General features: G+C 62.9%; 10 protein-coding genes. All 10 read right to left on the reverse strand.

All coding sequences use genetic code 11. The features are described from left to right. Positions 1-143 precede the first annotated feature (143 nt). Positions 144-1,319 carry an elongation factor Tu gene (gene tuf / locus BMG00_RS13445; RefSeq protein WP_078529333.1) on the reverse strand — a complete coding sequence of 392 codons (1,176 nt, stop codon included), beginning with the start codon at positions 1,317-1,319 and terminating at the stop codon, positions 144-146. Between the two features lie 60 nt (positions 1,320-1,379). Further along, the gene (gene fusA / locus BMG00_RS13450; RefSeq protein WP_078529331.1) at positions 1,380-3,503 is read right to left on the reverse strand and encodes an elongation factor G; all 2,124 of its coding nucleotides are present in this window, start codon (positions 3,501-3,503) and stop codon (positions 1,380-1,382) included. A gap of 18 nt (positions 3,504-3,521) precedes the next feature. After that, positions 3,522-3,992, reverse strand: a complete 471-nt coding sequence (rpsG, locus tag BMG00_RS13455; protein ID WP_075773836.1) for a 30S ribosomal protein S7 — start codon at positions 3,990-3,992, stop codon at positions 3,522-3,524. Between the two features lie 12 nt (positions 3,993-4,004). Further along, positions 4,005-4,376, reverse strand: coding sequence for a 30S ribosomal protein S12 (gene rpsL / locus BMG00_RS13460; RefSeq protein ID WP_038074720.1), 372 nt, complete (start codon positions 4,374-4,376; stop codon positions 4,005-4,007). Between the two features lie 244 nt (positions 4,377-4,620). Further along, a complete protein-coding gene (locus BMG00_RS13465) occupies positions 4,621-5,358 on the reverse strand; it encodes a phosphatase PAP2 family protein (protein WP_158521737.1) in 738 nt (245 codons plus the stop codon). Continuing rightward, entirely contained in the window at positions 5,339-6,787 is a 1,449-nt protein-coding gene (locus BMG00_RS13470; RefSeq protein WP_078574699.1) for an ArnT family glycosyltransferase, read from the reverse strand. Before BMG00_RS13470 ends, BMG00_RS13465 begins: the two co-directional genes overlap by 20 nt. Then, positions 6,762-7,067: a lipid-A-disaccharide synthase N-terminal domain-containing protein gene (locus tag BMG00_RS13475; protein ID WP_093470096.1), complete on the reverse strand. Its 306-nt coding sequence runs from the start codon at positions 7,065-7,067 to the stop codon at positions 6,762-6,764. The genes BMG00_RS13470 and BMG00_RS13475 overlap by 26 nt, the downstream gene beginning before the upstream one ends. Before the next feature lie 4 nt (positions 7,068-7,071). Beyond that, complete coding sequence (locus tag BMG00_RS13480; RefSeq protein ID WP_078529325.1) at positions 7,072-7,803, reverse strand: glycosyltransferase family 2 protein; 732 nt, start codon at positions 7,801-7,803, stop codon at positions 7,072-7,074. Positions 7,804-7,908: 105 nt separating this feature from the next. After that, positions 7,909-8,622, reverse strand: a complete 714-nt coding sequence (locus BMG00_RS13485; RefSeq protein ID WP_078574700.1) for a hypothetical protein — start codon at positions 8,620-8,622, stop codon at positions 7,909-7,911. A 131-nt stretch (positions 8,623-8,753) separates the two neighbouring features. Continuing rightward, positions 8,754-12,989 (reverse strand): DNA-directed RNA polymerase subunit beta', encoded by a 4,236-nt coding sequence (rpoC, locus tag BMG00_RS13490; RefSeq protein WP_078529321.1) that lies wholly within the window; start codon positions 12,987-12,989, stop codon positions 8,754-8,756. Positions 12,990-12,999 lie beyond the last annotated feature (10 nt).

The raw sequence follows: 12,999 nt of genomic DNA on the forward strand, positions 1-12,999 counted from the left end.
TGTAATCTTGGCAGATCAGGCGCGTCCTCTATGGGGGTTCCCTGAGTCTGTCAAGAGCGAATGGCGCGCCTTTCGGCGCACCATCCAAATTCTTGTCCATTGTCGTTTTTCGGGACCGGAAAACCGGCCCCGAGAGCGTCAGGTCACTCGAGGATTTTCGAGACGACGCCGGCGCCGACGGTGCGGCCGCCTTCACGGATGGCGAAGCGCAGGCCGTCTTCCATCGCGATCGGGGCGATCAGCTCGACGGTGAACTTCAGGTTGTCGCCCGGCATAACCATCTCGGTGCCTTCCGGCAGCGTCACGGTCCCGGTCACGTCCGTCGTGCGGAAGTAGAACTGCGGACGGTAGTTCGCGAAGAACGGCGTGTGACGGCCACCTTCCTCTTTCGTGAGGATGTAGGCTTCCGCTTCGAACTTCGTGTGCGGCGTCACCGAACCCGGCTTGCACAGAACCTGACCACGCTCAACGCCATCACGGTCGATGCCGCGCAGCAGCGCGCCGATGTTGTCGCCAGCTTCACCACGGTCGAGCAGCTTGCGGAACATCTCGACGCCCGTGCAGGTCGTCTTCTTGGTGTCGCGGATACCCACGATTTCCAGTTCGTCGCCGACGTTGATCACGCCACGCTCGACGCGGCCGGTCACAACCGTACCACGGCCCGAGATCGAGAACACGTCTTCGATCGGCATCAGGAACGGCTGGTCAACCGCACGCTCCGGCGTCGGGATGTAAGCGTCGACCGCTTCCATCAGCGCACGGATCGAGTTCTCGCCGATTTCCGGGTCGCGGCCTTCGAGAGCGGCCAGGGCCGAGCCCTTCACGATCGGAATATCGTCGCCGGGGTAGTCGTAGGACGACAGCAGTTCGCGGATTTCCATCTCGACGAGCTCGAGAAGTTCCTCGTCGTCGACCTGGTCAACCTTGTTCATGTAAACGACCATCGCCGGGATGCCCACCTGACGGCCGAGCAGGATGTGCTCGCGCGTCTGCGGCATCGGGCCGTCGGCCGCGTTCACCACCAGGATCGCGCCGTCCATCTGCGCCGCACCCGTGATCATGTTCTTCACGTAGTCGGCGTGGCCGGGGCAGTCGACGTGCGCGTAGTGACGGTTCTCCGTCTCGTATTCAACGTGCGCCGTCGAGATCGTGATCCCGCGCGCTTTCTCTTCCGGTGCGCCGTCGATCTGGTCATACGCCTTGAAGTCACCAAAGTACTTGGTGATCGCAGCCGTCAGAGTGGTCTTGCCGTGGTCAACGTGGCCAATCGTGCCGATGTTGACGTGCGGCTTGTTACGTTCAAACTTTTCCTTTGCCATGATGGCCTCCTGTCATTTCGTGACGTTGGAGAGGCGCCGGGTCGCCCCGGCGCGCATCCCTTACGCGTATTTCTTCTGGATCTCGTCCGAGATGTTCTGCGGCACGGCTTCGTAGTGATCGAAGATCATGGTGAAGACCGCACGGCCCGAGGACATCGAACGCAGGTTGTTGATGTAGCCGAACATGTTCGCGAGCGGCACGAAGGCGTTCACGACCACCGCGTTGCCGCGGGTGTCCTGGCCCTGCACCTGGCCGCGACGCGAGGTCAGGTCGCCGATGATGCCGCCGGTATATTCTTCCGGCGTCACCACTTCGACCTTCATCATCGGCTCGAGCAGCTTCGCGCCGGCCTTGCGCAGACCTTCACGCATCGCCGCACGGGTCGCGATTTCGAACGCCAGAACCGAGGAGTCGACGTCGTGGAACGCACCGTCAATCAGCGCGACCTTGAAGTCGATAACCGGGAAGCCGGCGAGCGGACCGGAGTCCATGACCGACTTGATGCCCTTTTCGACACCCGGGATGTATTCCTTCGGAACCGCACCACCGACGATGCGCGACTCGAAGGAGTAGCCTTCGCCCGGCTCGGTCGGGGTGATCTCGAGTTTCACGCGCGCGAATTGGCCGGTACCACCGGTCTGTTTCTTGTGCGTGTAGTCGATTTCGGCCGGCTGCGAGATGGTCTCGCGGTAGGCCACCTGCGGCGCACCGATGTTCGCCTCGACCTTGAACTCGCGCTTCATGCGGTCGACGAGGATGTCGAGGTGAAGTTCGCCCATGCCCTTCATGATGGTCTGGCCCGACTCGAGGTCGGTCTCGACGCGGAAGGACGGGTCTTCGGCAGCCAGGCGCTGAAGGGCGAGGCCCATCTTTTCCTGGTCGGCTTTCGACTTCGGCTCAACGGCGATCTCGATGACCGGATCGGGGAAGGTCATGGTTTCGAGCACGACCGGCGCGTTGACGGCGCAGAGCGTGTCGCCCGTGGTGGTTTCCTTCAGACCGGCCAGCGCGATGATGTCGCCGGCGTAAGCCGATTCGATCTCTTCGCGGTTGTTCGAGTGCATCATCATCATACGGCCGAGGCGCTCTTTCTTGCCCTTGGTCGAGTTGAGGATCGAGTCACCCTTGTTGATCACGCCCGAGTAGATACGGGTGAAGGTCAGCGAGCCGACGAAGGGGTCGTTCATGATCTTGAACGCGAGGCCCGAGAAGGGCTCTTCGTCCGAAGCATGACGCGCGATGTTGCGCTCTTCGCTCTCGTCGTCCGGCGAGAAGCCCATGTAGGGCGGCACGTCGAGCGGCGAGGGCAGGAAGTCGACCACGGCGTTGAGCAGCGGCTGGACGCCCTTGTTCTTGAAGGCCGAGCCGCCGAGAACCGGCACGAAGGACATCGACAGGCAGCCCTTGCGGATCAGCTTGCGCAGCGTCGGGACATCCGGCTCTTCCCCTTCGAGGTAGGCCATCATCGCGTCGTCGTCCATTTCGACGGCGTGCTCGATCATGTGCGCACGCCATTCGTCGGCGGTCGCCTTCAGATCGTCACGGATCGGCTGACGCACCCAGGCAGCGCCCAGGTCTTCGCCTTTCCAGACCCACTCTTCCATGGTGATCAGGTCGACGATCCCCTCGAGCTGGTCCTCGGCGCCGATCGGGAAGTTGACCGGAACCGGGATCGCACCGGTGCGATCCTTGACCATCTTCACGCAGTTGAAGAAGTCAGCGCCGATCTTGTCCATCTTGTTGACGAAGACGAGACGCGGAACCTTGTAACGGTCGGCCTGACGCCACACCGTTTCGGTCTGCGGCTCCACACCGGCGTTACCGTCGAGCAGCGCAACAGCACCGTCGAGAACCGCCAGCGAACGCTCGACTTCGATGGTGAAGTCAACGTGGCCGGGGGTGTCGATGATGTTGTAGCGGAACTTGGTGTCGTCGGTGCCTTCAGCCGTCGGATCTTCCTGCCACTGCCAGAAGGTCGTGGTCGCAGCCGAGGTGATGGTGATCCCGCGTTCCTGCTCCTGCTCCATCCAGTCCATGGTCGCGGCGCCGTCGTGGACTTCGCCGATCTTGTGGGACTTGCCGGTGTAGTAGAGGATCCGCTCCGTCGTGGTGGTCTTGCCCGCATCGATGTGGGCCATGATCCCGAAGTTGCGGTAACGCTCGAGGGGATAATCGCGTGCCATAATGGCGTCCTTCCGTTATTACCAGCGGTAGTGGCTGAACGCTTTGTTCGCGTCGGCCATCTTGTGGGTGTCTTCGCGCTTCTTGACCGCGGAACCACGCGAGTTCACCGCATCCAGAAGCTCGCCGGCGAGGCGCTCTTCCATGGTGTTCTCGTTGCGGGACTTGGCGGCCGCGATCAGCCAACGGATGGCCAGCGCTTCGCGACGGGTCGGGCGAACCTCGACCGGAACCTGGTAGGTGGCACCACCGACGCGGCGCGAACGCACTTCGACCGAAGGCTTCACGTTGTCGAGGGCTTCGTGGAACACCTCGATGGGCTCACGCTTGAGCTTGCCCTCAACGCGGTTGAGCGCGTTGTAGACGATTTTCTCGGCGGCGGACTTCTTGCCGTCGATCATCAGGTTGTTCATGAATTTGGTCAGCACGCGATCGCCATACTTGGCGTCGGGCAGAACTTCGCGCTTCTCAGCGGCGTGACGACGAGACATCTGGAGATCTCCTTACTTCGGACGCTTCGCGCCGTATTTCGAACGGCGTTGACGACGGTCTTTGACACCTTGGGTATCCAGCACACCGCGCAGGATGTGGTAACGGACACCCGGAAGGTCTTTCACACGACCGCCGCGGATGAGAACAACCGAGTGCTCTTGCAGGTTGTGCTTCTCGCCCGGGATGTAGGAGATGACCTCGAAGCCATTCGTCAGGCGCACCTTGGCGACCTTACGCATAGCGGAGTTCGGTTTCTTCGGCGTCGTGGTGTAGACGCGCGTGCAAACGCCACGCTTCTGCGGGCATTCTTGGAGGTGCTGCGACTTAGAGCGCTTCACCTTGGGCTGCCGCGGTTTGCGGATCAGCTGTTGGATCGTCGGCATTCGGTTCCCCGTTCTGCTGTCAATACTCGCCCCGTTTCCGGAGGCGCCACTTCTCGACACGTTCCCGCGCGGATTCGCGAAAACGCCAAATCGCATTCCTCCCCGGCCCGAGGACCGCGGTGAATGCGTTGAATTCCAGAGGATCGGGGCGAAAACCCGGATCTTGACCACTAGAAATCGGCTACCCTCAGGACATACTGCGCCCGTCAGGTAGCGCGGCGTATAGGGGGAGTCGGTTAGGTTGTCAACTCTTGCGCCGGAGCCCTGCGCGGATCGCGGGCACCCAGCCCGCAAAGAGCAACCCCCAGAGAAGCCACGCCACCGAAAGCGACACGAGCCCCGCGAAATAGGTGTCCGACAGGAAGTGCCGGCCCGTCCCGATCCGCTGAAGCACGATGAAGAGCGCCACGAAAACCCCGATGGCGCGGAGGTAGACCACCCCCCAGTGCGGCAAGGACTTGCGCCACAACTCCGCGCCAAGCCAGATCAGGATCGCCAGCGCCACCGCCGCCGAGACCTCGCCTGACACGAAAGAGCAGTTTTTCGCGCATTGATCGGTGAAGGTGCCCGCGAGGGTAAAATGATGCTCGCCGCCGAAGAGGTCGACATTGGCAGGCCGTGCCCGTCCCGAATTGGCCTTGAGGATGCCGTTCACGATCAGGATCGGCCCGAGGAAATACAGGAGCCCCACAAAGCCCCAGATCCGAGCGGGGATTGCGAACACCTTGCGATGACGCAGCCCTGCGAGCGGCCAGGCAATGAGCGAGATCAGGAAAAGGACGATCGAGACATCCCAGATTCGCTGGCGGAACCATTCCCAGAGCGGGTTGGTGATGACCGTGAAGCCCTCACCCGCGCGGTAGAACAGGCCTGCGACTCCGGTGTCGAGCCCCGGGATCGCGCGAAACAGCACGAACCCCAGAACCCAGGCCGCGAGCAATGCCCAGCCGGTAAGGATCATGTCAATCTTCGGCTCGGACACAGCGCGCCTCCACTCGATAGGCTTGATAGCCTTTGCCAGCCCAGGTGCCGCTTGCATCCAGGACCCCGACAGGCGCGACCGGACCCGCACCGCAATCGGGCGCATGGTCGGAAACCACCAGAAGCTCGCCCGTGTAATGCTCCGGCAGCGGCCACATCTGTTCGTAATAGCTCTCGGCACGTCCGCGCGGCGCGGGGGCGTAGACCACAATTCCGGCATCGCGACCGGTATAGTAGAGGTCAGCGAGGATTGCCCGGTTGTCCGCGTAGACCGGCACGCCCGTCTGCTTGGCCAACGCGAGGATCGAGCGGCTCAAATCTCCCTGCCCCAGCCAGCGCTTGAGAAGCGGCGCGCCATCGCGCTCGGGCCATGGCGCCAGCACCGTCAGAACCGGGATCGCCAGCGCGATCACGACATTCACCGCCAGCGCGATCCAGCGCCACGCGCCGCGCAGCACCATCGCCGCCAGAACCGTCCCTGCGAAATAGGCCGCCACGGCCCAGTTCGCATAGGCCCGATCCAAGAGCGCCTCGAGCGTCACGGCGACCAGCGGTGGCAGCGAAAGCATCGCGAGCCCACGCTTGGCCGGGTCGCGCCAGCTGGCATAACCGATCAGCAGCGCCGCCATCGTCACCGGACCGAAGACCGCGAACTGGCTGCCGAAGAACTCCGCCATCGAGCCGAAATTCAGCGCCGCTCCGGTGCGTACCCAGCCCACATTGTCCATCGTATGCGAGACCGTAGTGAGCCCGTTGTTGAGGTTCCAGATCACGTTCGGCGCGATCACCGCCCCGAAAACCAGGGCCGCGATCACCACATTTCGCCAGCCGACCCGCCATGCGGGAGAAACCAGCGCGGCGAGGGCGAGGCCCGGGATCAGGTAGATCGCGGCATATTTGGCCATGAAGGCCAGGCCGGCGCAGATCCCCGCCGCCAGAGCATCGACAGCACCCCGCCCCTGCCCCGCGCGATGGAAAAACAACAGCGCCAGCGCGTAAAAGGGCGCCATCACCGTATCGGTCGAGATCAGCACCGAGCCGAGCGCGACGAAAGGCAGCGTCACATAGAGCGCCGCCGTCCAGACCGCCACGGACCGACCCGCGATCCGTGCCGCGAGCGCACCGAGCGCCAGCGCCGTGACCCCGTGCAGCACCGCGCCGGGCATACGCACCCAGAACGGTGCATCCGACCCTGCAAGATCGGTGACCGCGCGGATCAACCAACCGATCAGAGGCGGCTTGGAGTAATAGCCGAAATCGAGATGCTGGCCCCAAAGCCAGTATTGCGCCTCGTCGACGAAAAGATCGGTGCGGTTGAACGCCAACAGCCCCAGCCGCAAGACCGTGACGGCCGCGACGACGATCAGGGCCGGGCCGAACCAGCCGCCCCGATCCGCGCCGAGATCAGGCTTCGCGGCGACGCTTGGCATAGATCAGCCAGAGATTGCGCGAATAGATGAACACGCCCAGCGACTGGCCGAGAATGAAGACCGGGTCCTTGCGATAGACCGCGTAGCTGAACAGCATCAGCCCGCCCGCGAGCGAGAAATACCAAAACGCCAGCGGCACGACGGAATCGCGCTGCCGCTCGGAGGCGATCCATTGAACGATGAAGCGCCCGGTGAACATCAGCTGCGCGAGCAGACCGAAGATGACCCACCAAAGCTCGGTGATGCTGTCCACATGCAGCATGTTCATCAGCCATTGCATCGGCTCACTCCTCGCGTGCGATCTCGCTGGCGCGCGCCTTCTTGCGCCGCTTCAGGAGCCAGGCGACGCCCATCAGGTCGACGATGCCGACCAGACCGCGTTGCAGGTTGTTGTAATTCGACCGTCCGCCCCCGCGCGAGCGGTGCGTCACGTCGACATGCGCAACCTGCCAGCCATCGCGCGAAAACAGCGCGGGCAGGTAGCGGTGCATGTGATCGAAATAGGGAAGCGCGAGGAAAGCCTCGCGCCGGAAAGCCTTGAGCCCGCACCCTGTGTCGCGCGTGCCGTCCTTCAGGATCGCGGAGCGGATCTTGTTGGCGAATTTCGAGGCGAGTTTCTTCGAAAGCGTATCCTGCCGCCCGACCCGCTGTCCGGCGACAAGCCCCACCGCGTCGGACCCCGCCGCGCGCAGCGGCGCCATCAGCGCAGGCAGTTCCGAGGGCGGGTTCTGCCCGTCACCATCGAGCGTGCAGATGATCTGCCCTTTTGCCGCCAATACGCCCGAATGCACGCCCGCACTCTGGCCCGCGGAGTTCGGGTGATGCAGCAGACGCAGGTTGGGATGGCTCTTCATCCGCTCGCGCACGATTGCCCCCATCCCGTCATCCGAGCCGTCATCGACCACGATCACCTCGTAGTCGCAGACCGGCGCGCAAGCGGCGTCGATCTCGTCGAGCAGCGACGCGATATTGGGCGCCTCGTTCTTGGCGGGGATGACGATGGAAATTTCAGGCATGAAAGGCCGAACTCTTGGCTGGGCGCGAAGGCGGGTTCCTCTTAGCCGCGCCGCCCCGGCTTGTAAACGAGTCTTGCGGCACGGACCGATCCGCGCCGCAGGCGATCAGCCGAATTTCGCGAAGAGCATCGCGTAGCTCGGCTTGAGTTTCGTACGTGCGACCATCGCGCGGGCGACATCTCCCGAAATCGCGGCGTCGTAGAAAAACGCGACCGAAACCGCGAATCCATCGACGAGCTTCTGATACCCTTCGGCAGTTTCGGCCTCCGGGGCAGGATGTTTCACGATCTGAGCGGCGAGATAGCTCAGAAGAGAGGCATCGGCGATCAACTCGCGCCCGCCTTCCTCGCCCAGATTGACGTAATCCGTGGTCAGCACTCGCTCCATCTGGGCGTGATAGGCGTTCATCCGGTCTGAAAAGCCGACGATACCGTTGCGCACATGCAGGTCGCCGATTGCCTCACGTACGCCTTCGAGCGTCTCATGCGCTTCGGGAAGCTGGTTCGCCTCGACCTCTTCACTGGCCTTCGCCGCAAGCTCGGTCACCGTCTCGAACGTCGCACCAAGCACCGGATCGTCGGCATATTGCGGCGGCGGGTCGGCCGACCAATTTTGCGTGATCTTCGCCCATTCCGTGGAGAAACGCTCCAGCGCGGCCGCGGTCTCGGGGCCCTTACCCTGGTTCGACAGGAACAAGGCCGAACGATAGGTGCCGTAGGCTGCCCGCAACTGCGCCTCGCTGTCCTGAAACGGACCGGCCCAGAGCGTTCCCGCACCGAGCGCCGTCATACCGAGTGCCAGAATCGTCGCCTTCAACATCGCAATCGTCCCTCTTGCCGTCATCGCGTCGCGGGCAAGGTGCGCGGCTTTGCCCGCCAAGACAAGCAAAACCCCCGCGCGGACGGACCGCGCGGGGGTGATTTTCACTCGATCAAACCTCGGTTTGAGGATCAATCGCGGCTTTCGGGCGTCTCGACCGGGCCGAAATCAGCATCGTTCTCGGCCATGTCCATCGGTGCGGCGAGCGCTGCGGCGGCTTCCGCCTCCGCCTGACGCTGCACGATGACCTTGTGGTCGCGCTCCGCCGCGATCTTGCGAACGCGGGTGGTCGCGCCACCGGTGCCCGCCGGGATCAGGCGGCCGACGATGACGTTCTCCTTGAGGCCCACGAGCTTGTCGCGCTTGCCCTGCACCGAGGCTTCGGTGAGAACGCGGGTCGTCTCCTGGAAGGAGGCCGCCGAGATGAACGAACGGGTCTGCAGAGAGGCCTTGGTGATGCCGAGCAGAACGGGTTCGCCGTTCGCCGGACGACCACCGCGGGCCGCGACCTTCTCGTTCTCCTCGTCGAACTCGACCTTGTCGACATGTTCGCCCTTCAGCAACGTCGTATCGCCCGAGTCGAGGATCTCGATCTTTTGCAGCATCTGGCGAACGATCACCTCGATGTGCTTGTCGTTGATCTTCACGCCCTGCAGTCGATACACGTCCTGCACCTCATTGATGAGGTAGTCGGCCAGAGCCTCGATCCCCATGATGCGAAGGATGTCGTGCGGCGCCGGGTTGCCGTCCATGATGTAGTCACCCTTCTGCACGAAGTCGCCTTCCTGCACCGGGATGTGCTTGCCTTTCGGCACCATGTATTCGACGGGCTCCAGACCTTCGTCGCGCGGTTCGATCGCGATGCGGCGCTTGTTCTTGTAGTCCTTGCCGAAGCGCACATAGCCATCGATTTCGGCGATGATCGCGTGATCTTTCGGACGGCGTGCCTCGAAGAGTTCGGCCACACGCGGCAGACCACCGGTGATGTCCTTCGTCTTCGCGCCTTCGCGCGGAATACGTGCAACCACGTCGCCCGCTTTCACGTCCTGACCGTCTTCGACCGAGAGGATCGCGTCCACCGACATCGGATAGGTCACCGGGTTGCCCGCATCGTTGCGGACCGGCTCGCCATCCTCACCCAGCACCAGGATCTCCGGCTTGAGGTCGTTGCCCTTGGGCGCCGCGCGCCAGTCGGACACGATCTTCTGCGTCATGCCGGTCGCGTCATCGGTATCCTCGCGGACCGAGATGCCCGAGATGAGGTCGACGAAGCGAACCTTACCGGGTTTCTCGGCGATGATCGGCAGGGTGTAGGGGTCCCATTCGATCAGCTTGTCGCCACGCTTCACATCCGCGCCGTCGGTCACGAAGACCTTGGTGCCGTAGCCGATCTTGTGGCTCGCAAGCTCTTCGCCATGCTCGTTGATGATGGCGATCTGCATGTTGCGGCCCATCACGATCTGCTCGCCCGCCTCATTGGTGATGAGGTTGGGGTTGCGGAACTCGATCTTGCCCTCCTGGCTGGCCTCGAGGAACGACTGCGAGCCGCCCTGCGCAACACCGCCCAAGTGGAAGGTCCGCATCGTGAGCTGCGTGCCCGGTTCGCCGATCGACTGCGCCGCGATGATACCCACCGCTTCGCCGATATTGACCAGCGTACCGCGTGCGAGGTCGCGACCATAGCAAAGCGCGCAAACGCCCTCTTCGGCCTCGCAGGTCAGCGCCGAGCGGATACGGACGGATTGCACGCCCGCCTGCTCGATCGCGTCGGCCTTGCGCTCGTCGATCAGCTCGCCCTTGCGCACGATCACCTCGTCGGTGCCCGGCACCGGCACGTCATCAGCCGCGACGCGGCCGAGGATACGCTCGGAGATCGGGGCCACGACTTCACCGTCATTGACCGCAGCCGAAGCCGTGATCGCGTTCTCGGTGCCGCAATCATGCGTACGCACGATGCAGTCCTGCGCCACGTCGACGAGACGACGGGTCAGGTAACCCGAGTTCGCCGTCTTCAGAGCGGTATCCGATAGACCCTTACGGGCGCCGTGGGTCGAGTTGAAGTATTCAAGAACGGTCAGACCTTCCTTGAAGTTCGAGATGATCGGCGTTTCGATGATCTCGCCGTTCGGCTTGGCCATGAGGCCGCGCATCCCGCCGAGCTGTTTCATCTGCGTCACCGAGCCACGAGCGCCCGAGTGGGCCATCATGTAGACCGAGTTCGGTTCCTGTTCGGCACCGGCCTCGTCGTATTTCGGCGCCGAGATGGTGTTCATCATCGCCTCGGTGACCTTGTCGTTACACTTCGACCAGGCATCGACGACCTTGTTGTACTTCTCACCCTGGGTGATCAGACCGTCCATGTATTGCTGTTCGAAGTCCTTCACGAGGTCGCGGACGCCTTCGACGATGTCCCACTTGTTGTCCGGGATCACCATGTCGTCCTTGCCGAAGGAGATGCCGGCCTTGAACGCTTCGCGGAAGCCCATGCCCATGATCTGGTCACAGAAGATGACCGACTCCTTCTGACCGCAATAGCGGTAGACGGTGTCGATGACGTTCTGCACGTCTTTCTTCCGCAGCAGGCGGTTGACCAGCTCGAAGGGCGCCTTCGCGTTGAGCGGCAGCAGCGAGCCCAGACGGACGCGGCCCGGGGTGGTCTCAAAGCGCTCGAACACCTCGTTGCCGGTTTCGTCGATCTGCTTGACGCGGCAGGTGATCTTGGCGTGCAGATGCACCTCGCCCGCATTGAGCGCATGCTCCACTTCCTCGACCGAGGCGAAGTGCATGCCTTCGCCCTTCATGCCCTGACGCTCCATGGTCACGTAGTAGAGACCAAGGATCATATCCTGCGAAGGAACGATGATCGGCGCGCCGTTGGCGGGCGAGAGGACGTTGTTCGTCGACATCATCAGCACGCGCGCTTCCAGCTGGGCTTCCAGCGAGAGCGGCACGTGGACGGCCATCTGGTCACCGTCGAAGTCGGCGTTGAACGCCGAGCAGACGAGCGGGTGCAGCTGGATCGCCTTGCCTTCGATCAGCATCGGCTCGAACGCCTGGATGCCCAGACGGTGCAGCGTCGGCGCGCGGTTCAGCAGAACCGGGTGCTCGCGGATGACCTCGTCGAGGATATCCCAGACTTCCGGACGCTCTTTTTCGACCAGCTTCTTCGCCTGCTTCACGGTGCTCGACAGGCCCTTGGCCTCGAGGCGCGAGTAGATGAAGGGCTTGAAGAGTTCGAGCGCCATCTTCTTGGGCAGACCGCACTGGTGCAGCTTGAGTTCCGGGCCGGTCACGATGACCGAACGACCCGAGAAGTCCACGCGCTTACCCAGAAGGTTCTGACGGAAGCGACCCTGCTTACCCTTGAGCATGTCCGACAGCGACTTCAGCGGGCGCTTGTTGGTGCCCGTGATGACGCGGCCGCGACGGCCGTTGTCGAACAGCGCATCGACCGATTCCTGAAGCATCCGCTTTTCGTTACGCACGATGATGTCGGGCGCACGCAGTTCGATCAGACGCTTGAGACGGTTGTTCCGGTTGATCACGCGACGGTAGAGGTCGTTGAGATCCGAGGTCGCGAAACGGCCACCATCGAGCGGGACGAGCGGACGCAGTTCCGGCGGGATCACCGGAAGCACGGTCAGCACCATCCACTCGGGGCGGTTGCCCGACTCGAGGAAGGATTCCACGATTTTCAGACGCTTGATGATCTTCTTCGGCTTCAGCTCGCCCGTGGCTTCCTTGAGCTCCTCGCGGAGCTGCTCGGCGGTCGCCTCGAGGTCGATCGCGGCCAGCATCTCACGGATCGCTTCCGCACCGATATTCGCCGTGAACGCGTCAGCGCCATAGGCGTCCTGCGCGTCGAGATACTCTTCTTCCGAGAGCAGCTGGCCGTAGCTCAGGTCGGTCAGACCCGGCTCGATCACCACGTAGTTCTCGAAATAGAGGATGCGCTCGAGATCGCGCAGCGTCATGTCCAGCATCAGGCCGATGCGCGAAGGCAGCGACTTGAGGAACCAGATATGCGCGACGGGCGAGGCCAGTTCGATATGGCCCATACGCTCGCGGCGGACTTTCTGGAGGGTGACTTCGACGCCGCACTTCTCGCAGACAACGCCGCGATACTTCATGCGCTTGTACTTGCCGCACAGGCATTCGTAATCCTTGATCGGGCCAAAGATACGCGCGCAGAACAGGCCATCACGCTCGGGCTTGAACGTGCGGTAGTTGATGGTTTCCGGCTTCTTGATCTCGCCGTAGGACCAGCTCAGGATCCGCTCCGGCGAGGCCAGCGAGATCTTGATCTCGTCAAACGCCTTCGGCTGCGCGAGCGGGTTGAACGGGTTTTGGGTCAGTTCCTGGTTCATCTGTAAATCC

Source organism: Thioclava marina (genome assembly GCF_002020135.1).
GTDB classification, from domain to species: domain Bacteria; phylum Pseudomonadota; class Alphaproteobacteria; order Rhodobacterales; family Rhodobacteraceae; genus Thioclava; species Thioclava marina.

What these genes read in the sequence shown, in the direction of transcription:
- tuf (WP_078529333.1), bottom strand. Translation starts at nt 1,319, where the DNA reads ATGGCAAAGGAAAAGTTTGAACGTAACAAGCCGCACGTCAACATCGGC.
- fusA (WP_078529331.1), bottom strand. Translation starts at nt 3,503, where the DNA reads ATGGCACGCGATTATCCCCTCGAGCGTTACCGCAACTTCGGGATCATG.
- rpsG (WP_075773836.1), bottom strand. Translation starts at nt 3,992, where the DNA reads ATGTCTCGTCGTCACGCCGCTGAGAAGCGCGAAGTTCTGCCCGACGCC.
- rpsL (WP_038074720.1), bottom strand. Translation starts at nt 4,376, where the DNA reads ATGCCGACGATCCAACAGCTGATCCGCAAACCGCGGCAGCCCAAGGTG.
- BMG00_RS13470 (WP_078574699.1), bottom strand. Translation starts at nt 6,787, where the DNA reads ATGCCAAGCGTCGCCGCGAAGCCTGATCTCGGCGCGGATCGGGGCGGC.
- BMG00_RS13475 (WP_093470096.1), bottom strand. Translation starts at nt 7,067, where the DNA reads ATGCAATGGCTGATGAACATGCTGCATGTGGACAGCATCACCGAGCTT.
- BMG00_RS13480 (WP_078529325.1), bottom strand. Translation starts at nt 7,803, where the DNA reads ATGCCTGAAATTTCCATCGTCATCCCCGCCAAGAACGAGGCGCCCAAT.
- BMG00_RS13485 (WP_078574700.1), bottom strand. Translation starts at nt 8,622, where the DNA reads ATGTTGAAGGCGACGATTCTGGCACTCGGTATGACGGCGCTCGGTGCG.
- rpoC (WP_078529321.1), bottom strand. Translation starts at nt 12,989, where the DNA reads ATGAACCAGGAACTGACCCAAAACCCGTTCAACCCGCTCGCGCAGCCG.